A 20,961-nucleotide genomic window follows, 5' to 3' on the forward strand; every position below is an offset into this window, starting at 1 on the left:
ATTAGAGGTTCACCAGCGTCTGCAGGATCTCGTCCTGCGTGCGGATCGACTGGGCGTTGGCCTGGTAGGCGCGCTGCTGGGTGATCATGTTCACCAGCTGGGCGGTCAGATCGACGTTGGAGTCTTCCACCGCGCCGGACGAGAGCAGCCCGAGGCTGCCGGTACCCGGGGCGCCGACCAGCGGCTGGCCCGAGTCGGGCGACTCGGCCCACAGGTTGTCACCGACCGAGATCAGGCCGCCCGGATTGGAGAAGTTGGCGAGCACGACCTGACCGAGGTTGCGGGTCTGGCCGTTGGAGTAGCGCCCCTGGAGAATGCCCTCCTCGGAGATCGCCATGCCCGACAGGCTGCCTGAGGCGTAGCCGTCCTGCGCCGTGCGGTTGACCCCGAAGCCACTGCCGTACTGGGTGCTGCCGGTGAAGTCGATGGCCACCGACTGCGGCGTGTTGGCGCCGAAGGACGCCGGAATCGTCAGCGAGATGGTCTGCGAGGCACCGCCGGTCAAAGCGCCGGCGCCGTCGAAGGTCAGCTGGGAGCCGAAGGCCGTTGCCGTGCCGCCGTCGAGCTGGTGGTAGACATCCCAGGTGCCGCCGGAGGCCTTGCGGAAGTACATGGTCAGGATGTGGTCGTTGCCCAGCGAGTCGTACACCGTGACCGAGGTCGAGGCGTTGTAGGTGCTCGGATCGGTCTCGTCGAAGGCATTGACCGGCGTGGTGTTGCGCGAGTCGAGGTTCATGCCGATGTCGATGGCCGACGAGGCGTTCGGTTGCAGGTCGGAGGTATCGACCTGCAGATCCACCGGCGTGGCCGGCAGGATGGTGCCGCTGGTGTTGGCCGGATAGCCGGTCAGGCGGAAGCCGCCGGTATTGACGATGTAGCCGTCCTTGTCCACATCGAACTGACCGTTGCGCGAATAGGTGATCGCGCCTTCGCCGCTCATGCGGAAGAAGCCGGCGCCGTTGATGGCCAGATCGAGCGGGTTGTTGGTGGCGGTGATGCCCCCCTGCTGGAACTGCTGCGCAATCGCCGCGGCGGAGGTGCCGATGCCCACCTGGCCGCCGGCCCCGGCCGAGGCGCCGTTCATGGCGGAGGCGAACACGTCGGAGAACAGCGCCGTGCTCCCCTTGAAACCCACCGTGGAGGAGTTGGCCACGTTGTTGCTGATCACGTCGAGGGCGCGGGATGCGGCGTTCAGGCCGCTCAAACCTTGCTGGAATGCCATGACTGTTCTCTCCCGTCAGAGGATTTGCTGGATTTCGGAAAGCTGGAAGATGCCGAGGCTGCCGACCTGCACGTCGGTGCTCTTCGGTCCGCGGATCACGCTGGAGACCTGGCCGAGCTCGAGGGCGGTGGCGTTCACGTCGTCTTCGCCCGAGGTGGCCGTCACCTTGATCACGTAGGCCCCTTCGGCGGCCTTGCTGCCGTCGATGGCGGTGCCGTCCCACTGGAAGGTGTGGGTCCCGGCCTCGTAGGCCCCCAGATCCACGTTCGCCACTTCCAGTCCGTTGCCATCGACGATGCTGACATTCACGTTGTCGGCGCCGCTGTCGAGGGTGAAGCCGCCCATGGCGCCCTGATCGGTCAGCACCATGCCCTTGCCCGGCACCAGCACGCCGCGGCCGACCAGTTGCGCGGCCTGCAGCGCTTCGTTCGACTGCTGCCCTTCCATCAGGCTGGCCAGCATGGTGTTGAGACGTTCGATGCCGTCCACCGTGCTGATCTGCGCCAGTTGCGAGGTCACCTGGGCGTTGTCCATGGGGTTGAGCGGGTCCTGGTTCTTCAGCTGCGTGGTGAGCAGCGTGAGGAAACGGTTCTGCGCGTCGCCGGTGGTGCTGCTTTCCTTCGTCGTCGTGCGCGCGAAACTGTTCAGGATCTGCTGTGCGTTGGTGGTGGAATCCACGGTGGCCATGATTCAGACTCCTCTTACTGGCCGATCGAGAGCGTGCGCTGGATCAGCGTGCGCGCGGTATTCATGACTTCGGCGTTGGCCTGGTAGGAACGCGAGGCGGAGATCATGTTGACCATCTCCTCCACCACATTCACGTTGGGCATCTCGACGTAGCCATCGGTGTTGGCGGCCGGGTTGGCCGGGTCGTAGACCATGCGCCCGGGCGCGGCGCTATCGACCACCTGCTCCACCTGCACGCCCACGGCGTCGGCGGAGCCGTCCACCGGCTTGGCGGCGAACACCACCTGCTTGGCCTTGTAGGGCTGGCCGTCGGGGCCGACCACGCTGTCGGCGTTGGCCAGGTTGGAGGCAGTGGTGTTCATGCGCACCGACTGGGCCCCGAGGGCCGAGCCGGCGATCTTGAAGACATCAAGCATGCTGCTCATGGCGGCTCACTCCTCACTGGCCCTGCACGGCCGTCTGCATGGAGCGCAGCAGGCCGTTGATGAATGTGATGCTCGCTTCGTAGTGCAGCGCGTTCTCCGCGAAGGCAGCGCGCTCGGTGTTCATGTCCACCGTGTTGCCATCGACGCTGGACTGGGTCTCGGTGCGATACTGCGCCATCGAGTCGAAGGGCGAGGCCGGTGCGCTGTCGATGTGACCGGCCGACGTGGTGGCCAGCGCGACCGGCCCCAGGCGCATGTTCAGCGCGCCGGTCAGTGCCTTGGAAAAATCGATGTCGCGCGCCTTGTAGTTCGGGGTGTCCGCGTTGGCGATGTTCGACGAGAGCAACTGCTGGCGATAGGCACGCAGGTTCAGCGCGGTCTGGTGAAACTGCAGTTCTTTATCGAGCCGGTTGGTCATGGTGTCACCTCGTTCAATTCTCGTTCCCGTGGTCCGGGCGCAGCGGGCACTGCTTCCATTGCACCTTCCATGCCAGGCATCGTACGCACGGTCGAATGCGGCTCATCGACCGAAAAAGGCGGCAAAACCGCGGCAATTCGCCCCCGGCGACCGGCAAATCCGCAAAGCTTGCCGCCCGCCACCGGCAAGCTTTGCCGATCCGGCGAACTGGGCGGCAAAGCCCGCTCTGTTCACCGTTGCCCGCCCGGCGACGCCATGGTGCAATGGGCGCCATGAGACGAATTGCCCCCTGCCTGCTCATCCTGTCCTGGGTCCTGACGCTGTTCCCCGCCGCCGCACATGCGCAGTCCACCGACACCGTGCGCGCGGTGGTGTACGAATTCCTCCGCGGCCAGAGCGCCGGCACCCCGGGCCAGGTGACGATCCGGGTCACGCCCCCCGCCATCCCGCCCCACCTGCCCCGCTGCGATCAGCTCGAACCCTGGCTGCCCGCGGGGGCACGCGCCTGGGGCAAGGTCCGGGTCGGCGTGCGTTGCGTCGGCCAGGCAAACTGGGCGCTTTACGTGCCGGCCGAGGTGAGCATCGTCGGCAACTATCTGGTCAGCGCCCATGCACTGCGCCCCGGCGACATCCTCGGCGCCGCGGACGTGACGGTGCGTCGGGGCGAGATCACCACCATGGGCCGGCAGCTGCTCACCGACCCCGCCCAGGCGGTCGGCAAGCAGATGCGCTTCGCGGTCGGCCAGGGCCAGACCCTTCGCGCCACCATGATGGCCGCGCCGATCGTCGTGCAATCGGGCCGACCGGTGAAAATCATCGTCAAGGGCCACGGTTTCCAGGTCGCTAACCAGGGGGTCGCCCTGGGCAACGGCCGCGCCGGAGACGCGGTGCGCGTGCGCCTGTCCTCGGGCAAGGTCGTCTCCGGCATCGCCACCGACAACGGGGAGGTGCACGTCGCGCCGTGAGCCATTTCACGGCGGATATGAAAGAAAAACCGGGTTACACTCCGTATCGATTCGGCGTTCTAAAGTTTGAGGGTGAAACGCCGTAGCAGCAGATGTAGTCAAATAAAAAAACAGACGAGGACCATGCTGTGAAAATCGATAACACTGTGAAATCGGTGGGCAACACGCCTGCCGGCGAGCAGCGTGCCAAGGCCACGGGGCAGGTCAATGCGGCCTCCCCGGGCGGCGATCAGGTGCAATTGTCGTCGCTCTCGTCGGGGATGAAGCAGGCCGAACAGGCCATTGCCAATACCCCGGTGGTGGATCAGGCGCGCGTGGATGAAATCAAGCAGGCCATCAGCGACGGTCGCTTCCAGGTGGATGCGAACAAGGTCGCCGACGGTCTCATCGACAGCGTACGCCAGATGCTGGCCGCACAACCGACCCAGACGTGACGACCCCACAACCGGTCAAAGCCCGCCTCCTTGCCCTGCTGGCCGACGAAGCTGCGCAACTGCGCAGCTTCGTCGCGTTGCTTGGCCAGGAGGAAAGCCTGCTCGTGGACGGCCAGACCGACGCGCTGATGTCTCTGGCCCGCGAAAAGACCGAGCAGTACCGCAAACTGCAGCGATTCAACGACGATCGGCTCCACCTGCTGGCCCAGATCGGGCTGCGTGCGACCGACGACGCCATCCGCCAGGTGTGCGGACAGAGCGCCGACGCCGCCGCACCCTGGGACACGGTGCTCGAGCTGGCCCGCGAGGCCCAGGCCCGCAACCAGCGCAACGGCAAGCTCATCGCCGAGCGCATGCAGCACAACCAGGCCGCCCTCACCACCCTGCTCGCCGCCGCCGATCAGCCACAGCTGTACGGTGCCGACGGCCAGAGCCGCCCGACTGGCGGCGGCCGCAAGCTCGGCAGCGCCTGACCCGTCCTTTTGCGCTATCGTCGGGCGCCATGACACCCGACGAATCCCTCCTCAGCACCTTCATCGCCGCCCGGCTCGACGCCGATCCGGCCCATGATCTCGCGCATGTCCAGCGCGTCGTCGACACCGCGCGGCGGCTGGCACAGGCAGAAGGCGCGGATCTCGAGGTCGTGATCCCCGCCGCCTGGCTGCACGACTGTGTGAGCCTGCCCAAGAACCATCCGGAACGCCACCTCGCGTCGCGACAGGCCGCCGCCATGGCGCGCGATTTCCTGCGCGAACACGGCGTCACCGAACCCCGCCTGGGCGCCATCGCCCATGCGATCGAGGCGCACAGCTTCAGCGCCGGCATCGCCGCGACGACGCTCGAAGCGCAGGTGGTCCAGGACGCCGACCGGCTCGACGCCCTCGGGGCCGTGGGCATCGCCCGCTGCCTGCTCACCGGCGGCGCCATCGGGCGGCCGCTGTACGCACCAGACGACCCGTTCTGCGTGCAACGCGAGCCGGACGACGCCCACTTCTGCATCGACCACTTCTACCGCAAGCTGTTCGCCATCGGCGCGACCCTGCACACCGCCAGTGCCCGGACCGAGGCAGCCGGGCGGCTGACCTTCATGCGCCAGTTTCTCGTACAGCTCGGGCTTGAAACCGGCCATTCCCCGGCCATCGACTGAGCCCACCCGCCCGATGGCCGCCACGCGTGGCGAAAAGCCGCTATGCTTGGCCCCGGCGCCTGTCGCCGGCAGCTTCGCCCGAACGCTTTTGACGAGTCAGCATGGCCAGTAACAAGACTTACGACGAATCCTCATTCCGCGTCCTCAAGGGGCTCGAACCGGTCCGCGAACGACCGGGCATGTACACCCGCACCGACTCCCCCGCCCACATCATCCAGGAGGTGATCGACAACGCCGCCGACGAGGCGCTCGCCGGTCAGGCCAAGCGGATTTCGGTCACCGTCTATCGCGACGGCGCGATCACGGTGGCGGACGACGGGCGCGGCATTCCGGTCGGACTGCATCCGGAAGAAGGCGTGCCGGTGGTGGTGCTGGCCTATACCCGCCTGCACGCGGGCGGCAAGTTCAACAAGAAAGAAGGCAACTCGGCCTACGCCTTTTCCGGCGGCCTGCATGGGGTCGGCGTGGCGGTCACCAACGCGCTGTCGCAGCGCATCGAGGTCGAGGTCAAGCGCGAGGGCAAGGTGCATCGCATCGTCTTCGCCGAGGGCGGCGAGAAGATCGGCCCTTTGGAGCAGATCGGCGAATGCGGCCAGCGCAACACCGGCACCACCGTCAAGGTGTGGCCCGATCCCAAGTATTTCGACGTCCCCCGTGCGCCCATGGCCGAGCTGGAGCGCCTGCTGCGCTCCAAGGCGGTGCTGCTGCCGGGCGTGGAAGTGCGCCTGGAGACAGAACAGCCCGACGGCAGCCTCGCGCGCAAGGAATGGCACTACCCGGGCGGCCTGGCGCAGTACCTGGCCGAGCAGGCCGGCGACATCGACCCGGTGGCGCCGCTGTTCACCGGCGAGAAGTATGCCGCCGCCGATGACGAGCACTTCGCCAACGGCGAAGGCGCCGCCTGGGCCTTCGGCTGGTTCGATCCGGCGATCGCCTCCGAATCCTATGTGAACCTCATCCCGACAGTGGCCGGCGGCACCCACGAATCCGGCCTGCGCGCCGGCGTGTTCGAGGCGGTCAAGAGCTTCATCGAACATCATGCGCTGCTGCCGCGCGGGCTCAAGCTGCAGCAGGACGACGTGTGCAACCGCATGAGCTTCGTGCTCTCGGCGCGCCTGCTCGACCCGCAGTTCCAGGGCCAGGTGAAGGAGAAGCTCAATTCCCGCGAGGCGGTCAAGCTCGTCTCCGGCATGGTGCGCGACCCCTTCGAAATCTGGCTCAACAACCATGTGGAGGCCGGCAAGGCCATTGCGGAGCTGGCGATCCGCGCCGCCACCGCCCGACAGAAGAACGCCAAGAAGGTGGAGAAGAAGAAGTCCTCAGGCGTCGCCGTGCTGCCGGGCAAGCTGTCGGACTGCGAGAGCGAGGACATCGACGACAACGAGATCTTCCTGGTGGAGGGCGATTCGGCCGGCGGCAGCGCCAAGCTGGCCCGCAACAAGGAGACCCAGGCCATCCTGCCGCTGCGCGGCAAGGTGCTCAACAGCTGGGAGGTGGACGCCGGCCGCCTCTACGCCAACAACGAGATCCACGACATCGCCGTGGCCCTGGGCGTGGACGCCCACGGCCCGGACGAACAGCCCGATCTCTCCGGCCTGCGCTATGGCAAGGTGGTGATCATGTCGGACGCCGACGTGGACGGCGCCCACATCCAGACCCTGCTGCTGACCCTGTTCTTCCGCCATTTCCCGCGGCTCATCGAACAGGGCCACATCTACATGGCGCAACCGCCGCTGTACCGCATCGACGTACCCGCCCAGGGCAAGAAGCGGCCGGCCCGCCGGCTGTATGCGCTGGACGACGGCGAGCTCAACGCGATCCGCGACCGCATGGTGAGCGAAGGCTTCAAGCCCGAAGCCATCGAGGTGGGCCGCTTCAAGGGCCTGGGCGAAATGAACCCGGAGCAGTTGCGCGAGACCACCATGGACCCGGCCACCCGCCGCGTGCTGCCGGTGCAGGTGCGCCCCGAGGCCATGGAGGAGACCGTCCGCCTGTTCACCCTGCTCATGGGCAAGGGCGAAGCCTCGGGCCGACGCGCCTGGATGGAAGAGAAAGGCGATACGGTCGAAGCCGACATTTGACGCGCCCGGGCCGAGATATATACTGACGATATATTCCACATCGAGCACCACGCCATGGATACCGCAAAGCTCTTCATCAATGGCCGCAGCCAGGCGGTCCGTCTGCCCAAGGAATTCCGCTTCGAAGGCGACGAGGTGTTCATCAAGCGCGTGGGCGACGCGGTGGTGCTGCTGCCGCGTCACGGCTGGAAAACCCTGTTCGACGGGCTCGAGGCCTTCGAGGCGGGCTTCGCCATCGAGCGTGAGCAACCGTCCATGCAGACACGCGAGGCGCTCGATCCGTGAGATACATGCTCGACACCAACATCTGCATCTACCTCATCAATCACCGCCCTACCCACGTGCGCAGCCGCTTCGACGCGCATTCGGTGGGCGAGATCGGCGTCTCGACGATCACCGCAATGGAACTGGCCTACGGCGTCGAGAGGAGTGGGTCGGCGCGCAACCGGCAGGCACTGGAAACCTTTCTGTTGCCGCTGGAGATCGCCCCCTTCGACGAGGCCGCCATCGGCCACTATGCCCGCATCCGCCACCAGCTCGAGCAGCGCGGCACGCCCATCGGGCCGTACGACCTCCAGATTGCCGCCCATGCCCGCGCGCTCGGCTGCACCCTGGTGACCAACAACACGCGCGCATTCGAGCGCGTCGACGATCTGTTGATTGAAAACTGGGCCGAGCAAGGCGTGAGCGAGCCGCCGGCCTCGTATCTTGGAACATCCGCATGAGCAACGACTCCCTCGATCTGTTCGACGAAACACCGACCATGGACGAAGCGCCCCCGCCGGCGCCGCCCGGCAACGGCGACGAACCGCCCATGGACGGCGACGCCCTGCCCCTGGATCGTTACGCCGAGCGCGCCTATCTGGCCTACGCCATGAGCGTGGTGAAGTCACGCGCCCTGCCCCAGGTGGAAGACGGCATGAAGCCGGTGCAGCGCCGCATCCTGTTCGCCATGAACGAGATGCGCCTGCGCGCCGACGCCAAGCATGTGAAGTCGGCCCGCGTGGTCGGCGACGTGATCGGCAAGTACCACCCCCACGGCGACAGCTCGGTCTACGACGCCATGGTGCGTACCGCGCAGGACTTCTCCCTGCGCTATCCGCTGGTGGACGGCCAGGGCAACTTCGGCTCCCGCGACGGCGACTCTGCCGCCGCCATGCGCTACACCGAATGCCGCCTGACCCCGATCGCCGAGCTGCTGCTCTCGGAGATCGACCGTGGCACGGTGGACTTCGTGCCCAACTACGACGGCGCCTTCGAGGAGCCGGCGCTGCTGCCGGCGCGCCTGCCGATGGTGCTCATGAACGGCGCCTCGGGCATCGCGGTGGGCATGGCCACCGAGATCCCCTCGCACAACCTGCGCGAAGTGGCCGAGGCGGCCTGCCTGCTCATCAAGCACCCGGAAGCGTCCCTCGACGAGGTCATGGCGATCCTGCCGGGGCCGGACTTCCCCGGCGGCGGCCAGCTCATTTCACCCGCCGCCACCATCCGCGAGGCCTACGCCAGCGGCCGTGGTTCCCTGCGGGTGCGCGCGCGCTGGCGCATCGAGGACCTGGCACGCGGCCAGTGGCGCGTGATCGTGGACGAGCTGCCGCACGGCGTGTCCACCGCCCAGGTGCTGGCCGAGATCGAGACCCTCACCAACCCGCAACCGCGCGCCGGCAAAAAGGACGTCTCCCAGGAGCAGAAACAGCTCAAGACTCTGGTGCTCGGCGTACTCGACACGGTGCGCGACGAATCCTCCGACAAGGCCCCGGTGCGCATCGTGCTCGAGCCGCGCTCCAGCCGCCAGGGCCGTGACGAGTTCATGGCGGTGCTGCTGGCCCACACCAGCCTCGAGACCACCACCGCGCTCAACCTGACCATGATCGGCCGCGACGGCCGGCCGCAGCAGAAGCATCTGGTGCAGATCCTGCGCGAGTGGGTCGACTTCCGCTACGTGACCGTCGAACGCCGCACCCGCCACCGGCTCGACGAAGTGGAGCGGCGCATCCACATCCTCGAAGGCCGCATGATCGCCTTCCTCAACATCGAGGAAGTCATCCGCGTGATCCGCGAGGCGGACGACCCCAAGGCGGACCTCATCGCCCACTTCAACCTGACCGAGGTGCAGGCCGAAGACATCCTCGAGATCCGCCTGCGCCAGCTGGCCCGCCTCGAAGGCATCCGCATCGAGCAGGAGCTGGCCAAGCTGCAGGAAGAACGCGACGGCCTCAAGCACCTGCTCGACAGCCGCGCCGCCATGACCCGGCTGATCGTCAAGGAAATCAACGAAGACGCGAAGAAGTTCGGCGACGAGCGCCGCACCCTGATCGAATCGGTCGAGCCGGTGGCGGCCGCCGAGATCAAGGTGGCCGACGAGCCGGTGACCGTAATCATCTCCAAGAACGGCTGGGTGCGGGCCCGCCAGGGCCATGGCATCGAAGCGGCGAGCATCAACTACAAGACCGGCGACACCGGCTTCCTGCTCATCGAGACCCGCAGCGTGTGGCCGCTCATCGTGGTGGACACCAAGGGCCGCGGTTACACCGTCAAGGTCAGCGACCTGCCCGGCGGGCGCGGCGACGGCACCCCGATCACCACCCTGGTGGACTTCCAGGACGGCGCCAAGCTGGCCCAGGCGGTCTCCGCTCATCCGGACACCCGCTACCTGTTCGCCAACTCGGGCGGCTACGGCTTCATCTGCCAGATCGCCAACGCCATGACCCGCCAGCGCGCCGGCAAGGCCTTCATGACGCTGGAAAAGGGCGAGAAGGTGCTCAGCCCCACGCCGGTACGCGGCGACTGGGTGTGCGCGATCGCCGACAACGCCCGCGTGCTCGTCTTCCCGGTCACCGAGATGAAGGAACAGGCCGGCGGGCGCGGCATCATCGTCATGGGGCTGGACAAGGACGCCGCGCTGGCGGCCGTCGCCGTGCCCGGCAACGAGGACGATCTGCAGGTGCTCGGCACCGGCCGCGGCGGGCGCGAGACGACCCTGGCCGTCAAGCCAAGCCAGCGCGAACTGTGGCGCCATCGACGCGCACGCAAGGGCATGACCCTGCCACAGAAGATCAAGCCCACCGGCGCGCGTTAGGGAGTATCGTGTTCGACCCCATGATCGATCGAAATATTTGATGCCACCGGGGCACGCGGCGCGCTAGAATCGCGCGCCGCCTGGCGATGTCATCCGACCCGGATGACCCGGCGGTGAAGGAATCCATCGATCATGACCGCCTGCTGCGCCTGGAGCCACGACCGTGGCTGAACCGCTGGGCGCCTGCCCGCCGACCGATCCCCCCGACCGGACCGCCATCTTCGACACCATTGCCGAGGCGCTCATCCGCGACGGCCATGCCGTCATCACCGATGCCGTCGACTCGACGCTGACCGATGCCCTGTGCGGTCGTATCGAGACCCTGAGCGGACAGGATTTCAGCCCCGCCGCCATCGGCCGCGCGCAGGACCAGATGCACAATAATTTCGTGCGCCGCGACGAGATCCGCTGGCTCGACATGGGCGACCCGGGCGACGCCCAATGGTTGCGCTGGGCCGACGCTCTGCGCGAACACCTGAACCGGCGCCTGTTCCTGGGGCTGTTTTCCTATGAGGCCCACTATGCCCACTATGCCCCGGGGGCCTTCTACAAGCGGCACGTGGATGCCTTCCGTGGCCAGGCGAACCGCATCCTGACCACGGTGCTCTATCTGAACCCGGACTGGCTGCCCAGCGACGGCGGACAGATGCTGCTGTACCCGGAGCACGGCCATGAGCCGATCGCGCGCATCGAACCGGCCCTGGGGACCCTGGCGGTGTTCCTCAGCGAGGAGTTTCCCCACGAAGTGTTGCCGGCGCGGCAAGACCGCTACAGCATCGCCGGCTGGTTCCGGGTGAACGCATCGACGGCGGACCGGGTCGATCCGCCGCGCTGAGGTGGCGGCGCAGGCGCGGCCCGAACGGTCAGCGCGACCACCGGCTGGCGGCCGCGTGAGCCCGGCTCACCAGAACTTCCACCACCATTTCTTCTTCTCCATCGAATCGCGTACGTGCGGCGCCCACTGGGCCGAGCCACCCACGCCCGCGAAATAGGCGCCGAAGCGCTTGTCGGCTTCGTTGATGTGGTTGGTGAGCCACTTCTTGAGGAAGTGCAGCAGTTCGAAGGTGATCTTGGCCTCGCCGGTGTCGAGCTTCTCCTGCAGGGCCACCACCTGGCCGATCAGGTCTTCGTGGTTCTGCTTGTGGATGTCGAAATCCGGGTAGTTGGAGACCCGCATGAGCGACTCCTCGACCGAGAAGTGGGTCTTGGTATAGTCCGCCAGCTCGTCCAGGATCCGCCGCGACGTGGCCGAGCCATGGTGCTCGATGATCGCGGTATGGAGTTGGTTGAGCAGATCGACCAGCTCCTTGTGCTGCTCATCGATCTCCTGGACGCCGACGCTGAAGCCGTCGGACCACTGGAATAGGTCGTCGTTCATGCTGCCCCCGGATGTAACAATCTGTGACGCGCATGTTAGGCGTCCTGGCCAGACAGGACTTGATCGGCGTCAATGCTGCCACCGGATACGGACTTTTCCGCCTCAATTGACAGGATTTTCGACCGGGGCCTGCGCAGCCGGGAGGATGCTGCGGATCGGATCGTTGCGTCGCAACGGCACCGGCGGCGGGGGTTCGTCTTCGGCCAGCATGGACTCGATCAGCAAGGTCACGCGCCGATTGCGCGAGCGCCCTTCCTCGGTCAGGTTGCTGGCCACCGGGCGCTGGTCACCGTAGCCGGCGGCCGTCAGGCGCGCCGGATCGACGCCGTTGGCCACGAACAGGCGCACCACGCTCGAGGCGCGCACGGCCGACAGTTCCCAGTTGGAGGGGAACCGGTAGGTATTGATCGGCACGTTGTCGGTGTGCCCCTCGATCACGATGGGAAATTCGGCCGGGGCCAGCACCCGGGCGACCGCATCGAGCGCGGCGATCGCCGACGGCCCCAGGTCGGCCTCGCCGGGTGCGAACAGGACCTCGGCGTTGATCTCCACCTTGATGCCGTTGGCCCCTTCGGTGACGCTCACCTGCCCGCCTTCGGCCAGCGGCTGGAGCACCCGCCGGATTTCGTCGGCCATGTTGCGCATGCGCTTGACCGCCGCCTCGCGCGCCTTCTGGCGCGCATCGTCCACCTTGGGCTTGGACAGCCCGGGCACCGGTGGCACCGCCATCTGCGGCACGATGATCTGGCGCCCGCTAGTATTGACGCTGATGCTGCGGAAGGCCTGGACGATGGAGTCGGACAGCACCCGGTACTTGCCCTCGTTGATGGAGCTGAGCGAGTACATGACGACGAAGAAGGCGAACAGCAAGGTGATGAAGTCGGCGTAGGAGACGAGCCAGCGCTCGTGGTTCTCATGCTCCTCGGCTTCCTTGCGGCGACGTCCCATGGGGATCCTTGCGTTGACAGGCGGGGGGTGCCGGATCGGCAGTCTCAGGAGATATCAACGGCTGCCGGGGCCGCGCCTTGAATGCAGCCTTGAACCCGGCGATAGCCGGCCGCAACGATTAGACGTCGTAGCCCTGAAGCCGCCGCTCGACGATGCGCGGGTTGTCGCCGTTGGCGATGCCGACCAGGCCGTCGACCAGCAGCTCGCGCTGGGCCACCAGGCGCTGGATGTGCGCCAGCAGCTTCTTGGCCGCGGGCAGGAACACCAGGTTGGCCGACCCGACGCCGTAGATGGTCGCCACGAAGGCCACCGCGATGCCGGCCCCCAGCTTAGAAGGGTCGGACAGGTTTTCCATCACGTGGATCAGCCCCATCACCGCCCCGAGAATCCCGATGGTCGGCGCGTAGCCGCCGGCGGATTCCCAGATCTTGGCGCCCAGTTTCATGCGCGCCTCCCAGGCGTCGATCTCCACTTCGAGCACTTCGCGCAGGCGCTCGGGCTCGACACCGTCGACCAGCAGTTCGATGCCCTTGCGGGCAAACGGATCCTCGAGCTGTTCAATCTGGCTTTCGAGCGCCAGCAGGCCCTCGCGCCGGGCCACGTTGCTCCAGCCCACGATCTGCTGGATCATCGCGCTGTGGGACACCTCGGGCGGTATGAGAATCCACTTGATCATGCCCACGCCGTCCTTGAAGACGCGCAGCGGGCTTTGCAGCATCACCGCCCCGAGGGTGCCGCCGATGACGATCATGAAGGCGGTCGGCTGGATCAGGGAGGCGATATGACCGCCCTCGACCACCTGGCCCACCAGGATGGCGGCCACGCCGATCGTCAGGCCGATGAGGCTGATGCTGTCCATGGACCGGTTCGCTCAGGGGCCGCTCACGCGGCCTTGTTGGCATGCTTGGGCGGGCGGCCGCGGCGCGCCTTGGGCGCCCCCTTGGTCCCGTGGATACGCGAACGCAGCCGCGCGACGGCCTGGCTGTGCAGCTGGCACACGCGCGATTCGGACACCCCGAGCACCTCGCCGATCTCGCGCAGGTTGAGGTCTTCCTCGTAGTACAGGCCCATCACCAGTTTCTCGCGCTCGGGCAGATCGTCGATGGCGTTGACCAGCACATCGCGCATGTTCTGGTCGAGCAGCGCATCGAGCGGATCGCCCTCGTGCCCGGCGGCGTGGCGCTCAAGAAAGTCGTCGTCGCTGTCCTCGGTGAAATCTTCGAAATAGACCAGCTGGTGACCGCGGGCGTCCTGCAACATCTTCTGGTAGTCCGCCAGTTCCATGTCCATGGCGCCGGCCAGTTCCCGCTCCGTGGGCGGTCGGCCGTGGCGCTGTTCGAGCTCGTGGATGGCGCCTTCGATGCGACGCATGTCGCGGCGCAGGCTGCGCGGCAGCCAGTCGTTCTCGCGCAGGCCGTCGAGCATGGCGCCGCGAATGCGTTGCACCGCATAGGTCTCGAATTGCGCGCCCAGCCCTTCTTCGTAGCGACTGATGGCGTCGAGCAGGCCGATCATGCCGTTCTGGATGATGTCATCGACTTGCACGCTGGCCGGCAGCTTGGCCATCAGGTGGTAGGCGATGCGCTTGACCAGCGGCGCGTAGTGCGTCACCAGCTGGTCCCGATCAAGAGTGCCGGATGCGGTATACATTCGCTGACCTGTCCATTCTCATGCCCCGCGCGGGGCGCAATTTGCTTCTTGGCCGGAGCCATGAAGCCCGATGGTTCCCATTGTCCACCCTCCCCTGCAATTTCGCGAGGAGAAAAGGCGAAATTATTCCCCGCATTTCCCCGGCTCACACCCGAAGTGCGGTCAGCCCCCCTTGCCTCCAGCCCTGCAGGCGGCGCAAAAAGGCAGCCTCGGCTTCGGCCGGCGGCGTCCGCCCGGCGTCTTGCAGCAGCGCCGCGGCCAGATCGTCGCGCTCGACCTCACCGACCCACGCCAGCGGAATGCCGACCCGCTCGCGCACCAGCGCCTCGAGACGGGCGAACATGACCTGCGCGTCGCTTCGATCCCGGGCCCGGGCCACCGCCACGTGCACCGCACCGGCGCCCAGCGCCGCGAGGGACTTCAGGCAGGCGTAGGCCTCGGTCACGCCACGGCCGGTGGCTTCGACCACCAACAGACGCCGGGGCGCGGCAAACACGAACGGTGACGGCGCGTCCAGCGCCTGCGCCGAGGCGTGGACCAGCATGAACCGGGTGCGGCGCTGCAAGGCCCGGATGGCACCGAGCAGGCGATCGCGCCGCTCGTCGTCGAGCAGCGGCAGCGCCATCGCGGCGGCGGTCACCGGCAGCCGTCCCATCAAGCCGTCCACGGGGAGCACGAGTGATTCGACCGGCTGGCGATCGTCGAGACTGAGGAGGAGATCCCCCGAGGCCGGATGCCCCCAGACCGCACCGAGACTGGCCGCGCCGGCCGCTTCGTCCAGCACCAGTACCCGGTGCGCCTGATGGCCGATGCGCTCGATGGCACGGGCGGCCGAAGTCGGCGCATGGTGGCCGGTGGAAAACAGTGCCACCACGGTCGGCGGCGCCTTGCGGAAGAGCCGGCGTAGGCCGGCCGCCTGATCCTCGCGACCGTCGATCACCTCAGACCCCCGCCCCGGCAGCGGCCATCAGCAGGCCGGCTTCATCATTCCCGAGATGGTAGGGCGAATCCTCGGGCACGCCCTTGAGCGCGCGGTGCAGCAGATAGGCCCGGTTGGGCAGGTGCAGATCCTCCGGCACCCGCTGCCCGTTGGCCACGTAGAAGACTTCCAGATCGTGCCGCACCGCCACGTCGAGGGCGGGCGCCAGGGCCGCCGCCTCGTCCACCTTGGTGAGGATGCAGCCGGCCAGATCGGGACCATCGTAGGCGCGCACCACATCGTCGAGCGTATCGCCGCGACTGGTGGCGTTGAGCAGCAGCAGACGCTTCACGTTGCCGGCACCGAGCAGCATCGCGGCCTGCTCGGCCACCATGCGATCCTTCTGGCTCATGCCGACGGTGTCGATGAGCACCATGTGCTTGTTCCTGAGTTCCGCCAGGGTCTGGCGCAGATCGGCGGCATCGCGCACCACATGGACGGGCACGCCGAGGATGCGGCCATAGATGCGCAGTTGTTCGTGCGCCCCGATCCGGTAGCCGTCGGTGGTGATGAGCGCCAGCTTGTCGGCTCCGTGGCGCACCACGCAGCGCGCCGCGAGCTTGGCGGCGGTGGTGGTCTTGCCCACGCCGGTGGGGCCCACCAGGGCGTAGACACCGCCACGGTCGATCACGTCGGCATCGTTCGACAGCGCGCGCAGACTCCGGTTGAGCGCTGTCTTGACGGCGGCGCGGGCGGCGGCGAGCTCGGCTTCGGCCTCGACCGCCTCGCTCAGGGTCCGCGCCAGTTGCGCGGAGAATCCGGACTCGAGCAACTCACCGATGATGCGCGTGCGGGCCGGCGCCTGACGACCGGCCTCCCCCAGGCGAAGCCCGCCAGTTGCCGTTCGAGCATGCCGCGGATACCCGACATCTCGTCCATGAGTTTCTGATTGGCGGCCTGCAGTTCGCGAATGCGGGCAGACTCCTCGATGCCCTTCGGCTCGACCACGCCGGCGCCGGGTGCCGGCTTTCGAGCCCGCTCGGGTGCCGCCGCACGGGCGACCGGCGCGGCCGCCCGCGGTGCCGGTTTCGGCGTCTCGATCCGCGGCGGGTTGAAGGGCCGGATAGCCGACTCGGCCGCCGGTGCCCGACGGCGTGCCGCGCTCAGCTGAAGCCGGTAATCGCCCGCCTCGTCTTCCTCGTCATTCACCACCGGCGGCGGCACCGGCGCCTGCACCTTGGGGCGCGCCGGCGGCTGGGGCTTGGGTGCCGCGGCCTGATGCAGCAGGTCGACCGCATCGGCCGGCAGCGCGACGATCTCGACACCGCCGTTGACGGAGCGGTTCGACAGCACGATTGCGTCCGCGCCGAGCTCTTCCTTGAGCTGGCGAAGGGCCTCGCGGGCGGTTTGGGCAAAGTAGCGCTTGACGTTCATGGGGCTCTCCGAAGCCTTTTTTCGTCCGCATCGCGGACGTGCGTTTCATGGCTTCATTATGGGGAGCGCCCCGTCAAGCAAAAGGGAGGAATAAAGGGGAACTGCCCCCTTATTTCTTGCCGGCAGCTTTTGCCGGGTGTCGTCTCAGCCGGCCGCCCCGACCATGCCGGTGACGCGGATCATGCGGTTTTCCGGCACCTCGGTATTGGCCACCACCTTGAGGGAAGGCACCGATCGGCGCAGAAAGCGCGAGAGCAACCAGCGCAGCGGCGCCGGCACCAGCAGCACCGGCGGCAGCCCCGTGCTCTCCTGGCGTTCGGCCAGTGCCATGGTCTGCTTGAGCAGGGTATCCGCAAGCCCCGGCTCGATGGCGCCGCCTTCGCCACCGCCCGCCGACACGGCCTGCATGAGCACCCGTTCCAGGGTCGGATCGAGAGCGAGCACCTGTACCTCCGCATCGCCCGGGAACAGCCCCTGGACGATGGCGCGGCCCAAGGCCTGGCGGACCCGGGAGGTGAGTTCGAGGGCGTCCTGGACATGCGGCGCATGCTCGGCGAGCACCTCGGTGATGGTACGCATGTCGCGGATGTTGACGCCCTCTTCGAGGAGGTTCTGCAGCACCCGCTGGACGGTGGCGATGGGCAGTTGCTTGGGAACCAGATCCTCGACCAGCTTGGGCGAGTCCTTGCCGATATGATCGAGCAGCGCCTGCGTCTCCTGGCGCCCGAGCAGCTCCGCCGCATGCTCCAGGATCACGTGGTTCAGGTGCGTGGCGACGACGGTACTGGCGTCCACCACCGTGTAACCGAGCGCATGGGCCTGCTCGCGCTGGCCCGCGTCGATCCACACCGCCGGCAGACCGAAAGCCGGATCGGTCGTCTCGCGCCCGGACAGGGTGCCGGCGACGCGCCCCGGATTGATCGCCAGCAGCTGGCCCGGATATGCCTCGCCGCTGCCCACTTCGACCCCCTTGAGGGCGACCCGATAGGCATTGGGTTTGAGCTCGAGATTGTCGCGGATGTGCACCGGCGCGGCGAGGAAGCCCACCTCCTGCGCGAACTTCTTGCGCAGCCCGCGAATGCGCTTGAGCAGCTCGCCGTCCTGGGCCTTGTCCACCATGGGAATGAGCCGGTAGCCGACTTCCAGGCCGAGCACGTCCACCGGCGATACGTCGTTCCAGCTGGCCTCCTGCGACGCTTCGGTGGCCTGGGCAACGGCCTCGGGCGTCGGCTTCTTGACCTCCTCTTCTTTTTCCGGCGGATGCTTCATGCGCCACCAGGCCAGCCCGCCGAAGATCGAGGCAAGCAGGATGAAGACCAGATTCGGCATGCCGGGGATCAGACCCAGCACACCGAGAATGGCGGCGGTGAGCATCATGATCGTCGGGTTGGCGAACACCTGGCGCACGACCTGCCCGCCGATCTCGCCCTCGTCGCCGACGCGCGAGACCACGAGACCGGCCGCCACCGAGATGATGAGCGCCGGGATCTGCGCCACGAGGCCGTCACCGATGGTCAGCAGAGTGTAGTTCTCGGCCGCCTGGGACAAGGCCATGTCGTGCTGCATCACCCCGACGATGAGGCCCCCCGCCACGTTGATCAACAGGATCAGAATGCCCGCGACCGCGTCACCACGCACAAACTTGGACGCACCGTCCATGGCGCCGTAGAAGTCGGATTCCTGGCCGATTTCGGCGCGCCGTCGCTTGGCCTCCTTGTCGTCGATCAGACCCGCATTCAGGTCTGCGTCGATGGCCATCTGCTTGCCGGGCATGGCGTCCAGGGTGAAGCGGGCGCTCACCTCGGCGATGCGCCCCGCACCCTTGGTGATCACGACGAAGTTGATCACCGTGAGGATCGTGAACACCACCAGGCCCACCGCGGTATTGCCGCCGACGAGAAAGTGACCGAAGGCCTCGATCACCTTGCCCGCAGCGTCGGGACCGGTATGGCCCTCGAGCAGCACGATCCGCGTCGAAGCCACGTTCAGGCTCAGACGCAGCAAGGTGGTCACCAGCAACACCGTCGGGAATACGGAGAAGTCGAGCGGCCGCCGGGTGTACATCGACACCAGCATCACCATGATCGACATGGAGATGTTGAAGGTGAAGAACAGATCGAGCAGGAACGCTGGCAGCGGCAGCACCATCATCGCCAGGATCATGACGATGAGGATCGGCGCGGCCATCTGCCGCAGCGCGTTGGGAGACATCAGGGAGCGCAGGCTGAATGCGTTATCCATCGAATTTCTTCACCAAGTGGCCCACTCAGGCAGGCGTCGGCCCCGGATCCATGTCAGACGGAACCGGCAGTTCGGAGGGCTCGACTGGCGGCAGGCCGCCGTTTTCGAGCCAGTGGTTGAGTTGATACACGTAGGCCATCACCTCGGCCACTGCGGTGTACAGCGCTGCGGGAACGGCGTGTTCTATGTCGCAGTGCCGAAACAACGCCCGCGCCAGCGGCGGCGCCTCGAGCAGGGGGACCTTATGCTCCCTGGCCAGCTCGCGAATTTTCTGCGCGACCGCATCGGCGCCTTTGGCCACGACCACCGGCGCCCCCATTTTTGCCGCGTCGTAGCGCAACGCCACAGCGTAATGTGTCGGGTTGGTGACCACCACGTCCGCCTTCGGCACCTCGGCCATCATGCGTCGACGGGCCATCTCGCGCTGCGCGTTGCGCACCCGCGCCTTGAGCTGTGGATCACCCTCGCTCTCCTTCTGCTCCTGACGCAGCTCCTCGCGGGTCATCTTCAGTTTGTTGTTGTATTGCCAGAGCTGGAACGGGACATCCAGCGCTGCCAGCAAGGCCAGACTGGTGACCACGAGCAGGGAAGAAAACAATACGGTCTGGGCGAAATCCGGGAGACTCACGTTCAACGGCTGGGTCATCAGCGCCAGCATATGGTCCTTTTCGCGCCAGATGGACCAAGCCCCCACCCCACCCACCAGGATCGCCTTGAGCAGCGCCTTGACCAGTTCAGCCAGGCCGTGCACCGAAAACATGCGCTCCAAGCCCTTGAGCGGATCGAGGCGGTCGAGCTTGAGCTGCAAGGCCTTGGGCGCGAACACCAGCCCTCCCATCAGGATGGGAGCGCCCACCGCGGCGACCATGAGCACCAGAAACAGCGGCATGACGGTCAACAGCGCATCGGTGAGAATCTCGCGCAGCTCGAGCACCATGCGCGTCGTGTCCTTGGCGGTTGCCGCATCGAAGACGAGACCCATCTTGACCATGGAAACGACGCGTCCGGACAGCCACTGACCGATGACCCACATCACCGTCACACCCGCCATCATGATCAAAAAGGTCGACAGCTCGCGCGACTGCGGAACCTGCCCTTCCTCGCGGGCCTGCTCCAACCGTCGTGGTGATGGTGGTTCGGTCTTCTCGAGATCGCTCTCTTCGGCCACGTGACGCTCCGGTCATGCATTCAGAGCCGATCGCACGGAACGGCAACTGATCGCATTATCGAACCGCCGAGGTCAGTCAGCCGTGTAGATAAACCCGGAAAAAACGCCCCAATTCCGGCGAGGCGTCACGTTCGACCTGAACGGAGCGTATCAGCGCCCCTTGGGCAACGAGCCAACGCCCTTGATCTTCGTGCCGGGGCCGAGACCTTTCGATTCGAACCATCCAGCATTCATTTCGAGCGCAAACCGCGCCGGCGCCTTGGCACAGTGGCTGGTCTCGGTCTGCGGCGACATCCGCTCGACGTTGATGATCTCGCCGTTGTCGTCGAGAAATGCGACAGACAGTGGAATGAGCGTGTCCTTCATCCACATGCAGTGCAAGCCCTTGTCCGGATACACGAAGATCATGCCCTCGTGTTTCGGCATGACCGATCGGTTCATCAGGCCGAGGGCGCGTGACGAATAGTCGCTGGCCACCTCCGCAGAAATCCTGAACATTCCGGCAAAGAGTTCGACACGAGCTTCGTCGCAGTACGCCACGGTCGACACGAGCAGGCACAGAATGGAAAAGCAGTACGGGCGAAGAGCACGCATACGAAGTGAGTCGTCCAGCAGCAGGGGAGCACAGCTTACGTCAGTCTGCCCCTGTTGAAAACTTCACGCGCGTACTGTCGACGATTTCGGAAGCCTCCCGGCAACGGATCACTTCCTTTCGTATTTTCCGCGCAATAAAAAACCCCGCGTCATCGTGTTGATGAGGCGGGGTTT

Annotated in this window: 21 protein-coding genes and 1 pseudogene; 9 read left to right on the top strand and 13 right to left on the bottom strand. The window is 66.5% G+C overall.

Translation table 11 applies throughout. The features are described 5' to 3' along the window. Position 1: 1 nt before the first annotated feature. The 4 genes from flgE to flgB are packed head-to-tail and all read right to left on the bottom strand — an operon-like array spanning position 2 to position 2,752. Positions 2-1,222 carry a flagellar hook protein FlgE gene (flgE, locus tag G3580_RS12455; RefSeq protein WP_173765977.1) on the bottom strand — a complete coding sequence of 407 codons (1,221 nt, stop codon included), beginning with the start codon at positions 1,220-1,222 and terminating at the stop codon, positions 2-4. Positions 1,223-1,237: 15 nt separating this feature from the next. After that, entirely contained in the window at positions 1,238-1,909 is a 672-nt protein-coding gene (locus G3580_RS12460) for a flagellar hook assembly protein FlgD (protein ID WP_173765980.1), read from the bottom strand. Between the two features lie 14 nt (positions 1,910-1,923). Further along, the gene (gene flgC, locus G3580_RS12465) at positions 1,924-2,334 is read right to left on the bottom strand and encodes a flagellar basal body rod protein FlgC (protein WP_217424479.1); all 411 of its coding nucleotides are present in this window, start codon (positions 2,332-2,334) and stop codon (positions 1,924-1,926) included. A gap of 13 nt (positions 2,335-2,347) precedes the next feature. Beyond that, entirely contained in the window at positions 2,348-2,752 is a 405-nt protein-coding gene (flgB, locus tag G3580_RS12470) for a flagellar basal body rod protein FlgB (RefSeq protein WP_173765982.1), read from the bottom strand. 272 nt (positions 2,753-3,024) lie between these two features. Here flgB and flgA point away from each other — a divergent pair, with 272 nt between their 5' ends. The 9 genes from flgA to G3580_RS12515 all read left to right on the top strand — a co-directional run bounded on the left by flgA (position 3,025) and on the right by G3580_RS12515 (position 11,290). Then, complete coding sequence (flgA, locus tag G3580_RS12475; RefSeq protein WP_173765984.1) at positions 3,025-3,717, top strand: flagellar basal body P-ring formation chaperone FlgA; 693 nt, start codon at positions 3,025-3,027, stop codon at positions 3,715-3,717. A 128-nt stretch (positions 3,718-3,845) separates the two neighbouring features. Then, positions 3,846-4,151: a flagellar biosynthesis anti-sigma factor FlgM gene (gene flgM / locus G3580_RS12480; RefSeq protein ID WP_173765986.1), complete on the top strand. Its 306-nt coding sequence runs from the start codon at positions 3,846-3,848 to the stop codon at positions 4,149-4,151. Then, the gene (locus G3580_RS12485) at positions 4,148-4,624 is read left to right on the top strand and encodes a flagella synthesis protein FlgN (RefSeq protein WP_173765988.1); all 477 of its coding nucleotides are present in this window, start codon (positions 4,148-4,150) and stop codon (positions 4,622-4,624) included. Before flgM ends, G3580_RS12485 begins: the two co-directional genes overlap by 4 nt. Positions 4,625-4,653: 29 nt before the next feature. Further along, positions 4,654-5,298: an HD domain-containing protein gene (locus G3580_RS12490; protein ID WP_173765990.1), complete on the top strand. Its 645-nt coding sequence runs from the start codon at positions 4,654-4,656 to the stop codon at positions 5,296-5,298. Positions 5,299-5,399: 101 nt separating this feature from the next. Continuing rightward, positions 5,400-7,379, top strand: a complete 1,980-nt coding sequence (locus G3580_RS12495) for a DNA topoisomerase IV subunit B (RefSeq protein ID WP_173765992.1) — start codon at positions 5,400-5,402, stop codon at positions 7,377-7,379. Between the two features lie 54 nt (positions 7,380-7,433). Continuing rightward, positions 7,434-7,664: a type II toxin-antitoxin system antitoxin VapB gene (gene vapB / locus G3580_RS12500; RefSeq protein WP_173765994.1), complete on the top strand. Its 231-nt coding sequence runs from the start codon at positions 7,434-7,436 to the stop codon at positions 7,662-7,664. Between the two features lie 5 nt (positions 7,665-7,669). After that, positions 7,670-8,104 (top strand): type II toxin-antitoxin system tRNA(fMet)-specific endonuclease VapC, encoded by a 435-nt coding sequence (vapC, locus tag G3580_RS12505; RefSeq protein WP_217424480.1) that lies wholly within the window; start codon positions 7,670-7,672, stop codon positions 8,102-8,104. After that, the gene (gene parC / locus G3580_RS12510) at positions 8,101-10,455 is read left to right on the top strand and encodes a DNA topoisomerase IV subunit A (RefSeq protein ID WP_173765998.1); all 2,355 of its coding nucleotides are present in this window, start codon (positions 8,101-8,103) and stop codon (positions 10,453-10,455) included. Before vapC ends, parC begins: the two co-directional genes overlap by 4 nt. A 163-nt stretch (positions 10,456-10,618) precedes the next feature. Beyond that, positions 10,619-11,290, top strand: a complete 672-nt coding sequence (locus tag G3580_RS12515) for a 2OG-Fe(II) oxygenase (RefSeq protein WP_217424481.1) — start codon at positions 10,619-10,621, stop codon at positions 11,288-11,290. Positions 11,291-11,356: 66 nt separating this feature from the next. Here G3580_RS12515 and G3580_RS12520 read toward each other — a convergent pair whose 3' ends face one another. The 9 genes and pseudogenes from G3580_RS12520 to G3580_RS12560 all read right to left on the bottom strand — a co-directional run bounded on the left by G3580_RS12520 (position 11,357) and on the right by G3580_RS12560 (position 20,787). Beyond that, positions 11,357-11,833 (bottom strand): bacteriohemerythrin, encoded by a 477-nt coding sequence (locus G3580_RS12520; protein WP_173765999.1) that lies wholly within the window; start codon positions 11,831-11,833, stop codon positions 11,357-11,359. Positions 11,834-11,935: 102 nt separating this feature from the next. Continuing rightward, positions 11,936-12,781 (bottom strand): flagellar motor protein MotD, encoded by an 846-nt coding sequence (gene motD / locus G3580_RS12525; RefSeq protein ID WP_173766001.1) that lies wholly within the window; start codon positions 12,779-12,781, stop codon positions 11,936-11,938. A gap of 118 nt (positions 12,782-12,899) precedes the next feature. Further along, a complete protein-coding gene (locus G3580_RS12530; protein WP_173766003.1) occupies positions 12,900-13,640 on the bottom strand; it encodes a flagellar motor protein in 741 nt (246 codons plus the stop codon). Between the two features lie 23 nt (positions 13,641-13,663). Beyond that, entirely contained in the window at positions 13,664-14,431 is a 768-nt protein-coding gene (locus G3580_RS12535) for an RNA polymerase sigma factor FliA (protein WP_173766005.1), read from the bottom strand. A gap of 145 nt (positions 14,432-14,576) precedes the next feature. Next, positions 14,577-15,371, bottom strand: coding sequence for a P-loop NTPase family protein (locus tag G3580_RS12540; protein ID WP_173766007.1), 795 nt, complete (start codon positions 15,369-15,371; stop codon positions 14,577-14,579). Position 15,372: 1 nt separating this feature from the next. After that, positions 15,373-16,784 (bottom strand): annotated as a pseudogene (flhF, locus tag G3580_RS12545) (flagellar biosynthesis protein FlhF). Positions 16,785-16,928: 144 nt separating this feature from the next. Continuing rightward, positions 16,929-19,025 (bottom strand): flagellar biosynthesis protein FlhA, encoded by a 2,097-nt coding sequence (gene flhA, locus G3580_RS12550; RefSeq protein ID WP_173766009.1) that lies wholly within the window; start codon positions 19,023-19,025, stop codon positions 16,929-16,931. 25 nt (positions 19,026-19,050) lie between these two features. Continuing rightward, complete coding sequence (gene flhB / locus G3580_RS12555) at positions 19,051-20,193, bottom strand: flagellar biosynthesis protein FlhB (RefSeq protein ID WP_173766011.1); 1,143 nt, start codon at positions 20,191-20,193, stop codon at positions 19,051-19,053. Positions 20,194-20,343: 150 nt separating this feature from the next. Beyond that, on the bottom strand, positions 20,344-20,787 hold the full coding sequence (locus G3580_RS12560) for a DUF192 domain-containing protein (protein WP_217424482.1): 444 nt from the start codon (positions 20,785-20,787) through the stop codon (positions 20,344-20,346). Between the last annotated feature and the right edge of the window lie 174 nt (positions 20,788-20,961).

The organism is Nitrogeniibacter mangrovi (genome assembly GCF_010983895.1).
GTDB lineage: Bacteria > Pseudomonadota > Gammaproteobacteria > Burkholderiales > Rhodocyclaceae > Nitrogeniibacter > Nitrogeniibacter mangrovi.

What these genes read in the sequence shown, in the direction of transcription:
- flgE (WP_173765977.1), bottom strand. Translation starts at nt 1,222, where the DNA reads ATGGCATTCCAGCAAGGTTTGAGCGGCCTGAACGCCGCATCCCGCGCC.
- G3580_RS12460 (WP_173765980.1), bottom strand. Translation starts at nt 1,909, where the DNA reads ATGGCCACCGTGGATTCCACCACCAACGCACAGCAGATCCTGAACAGT.
- flgC (WP_217424479.1), bottom strand. Translation starts at nt 2,334, where the DNA reads ATGAGCAGCATGCTTGATGTCTTCAAGATCGCCGGCTCGGCCCTCGGG.
- flgB (WP_173765982.1), bottom strand. Translation starts at nt 2,752, where the DNA reads ATGACCAACCGGCTCGATAAAGAACTGCAGTTTCACCAGACCGCGCTG.
- flgA (WP_173765984.1), top strand. Translation starts at nt 3,025, where the DNA reads ATGAGACGAATTGCCCCCTGCCTGCTCATCCTGTCCTGGGTCCTGACG.
- G3580_RS12490 (WP_173765990.1), top strand. Translation starts at nt 4,654, where the DNA reads ATGACACCCGACGAATCCCTCCTCAGCACCTTCATCGCCGCCCGGCTC.
- G3580_RS12495 (WP_173765992.1), top strand. Translation starts at nt 5,400, where the DNA reads ATGGCCAGTAACAAGACTTACGACGAATCCTCATTCCGCGTCCTCAAG.
- vapB (WP_173765994.1), top strand. Translation starts at nt 7,434, where the DNA reads ATGGATACCGCAAAGCTCTTCATCAATGGCCGCAGCCAGGCGGTCCGT.
- vapC (WP_217424480.1), top strand. Translation starts at nt 7,670, where the DNA reads ATGCTCGACACCAACATCTGCATCTACCTCATCAATCACCGCCCTACC.
- parC (WP_173765998.1), top strand. Translation starts at nt 8,101, where the DNA reads ATGAGCAACGACTCCCTCGATCTGTTCGACGAAACACCGACCATGGAC.
- G3580_RS12520 (WP_173765999.1), bottom strand. Translation starts at nt 11,833, where the DNA reads ATGAACGACGACCTATTCCAGTGGTCCGACGGCTTCAGCGTCGGCGTC.
- motD (WP_173766001.1), bottom strand. Translation starts at nt 12,781, where the DNA reads ATGGGACGTCGCCGCAAGGAAGCCGAGGAGCATGAGAACCACGAGCGC.
- G3580_RS12530 (WP_173766003.1), bottom strand. Translation starts at nt 13,640, where the DNA reads ATGGACAGCATCAGCCTCATCGGCCTGACGATCGGCGTGGCCGCCATC.
- G3580_RS12535 (WP_173766005.1), bottom strand. Translation starts at nt 14,431, where the DNA reads ATGTATACCGCATCCGGCACTCTTGATCGGGACCAGCTGGTGACGCAC.
- flhA (WP_173766009.1), bottom strand. Translation starts at nt 19,025, where the DNA reads ATGGATAACGCATTCAGCCTGCGCTCCCTGATGTCTCCCAACGCGCTG.
- G3580_RS12560 (WP_217424482.1), bottom strand. Translation starts at nt 20,787, where the DNA reads ATGCGTGCTCTTCGCCCGTACTGCTTTTCCATTCTGTGCCTGCTCGTG.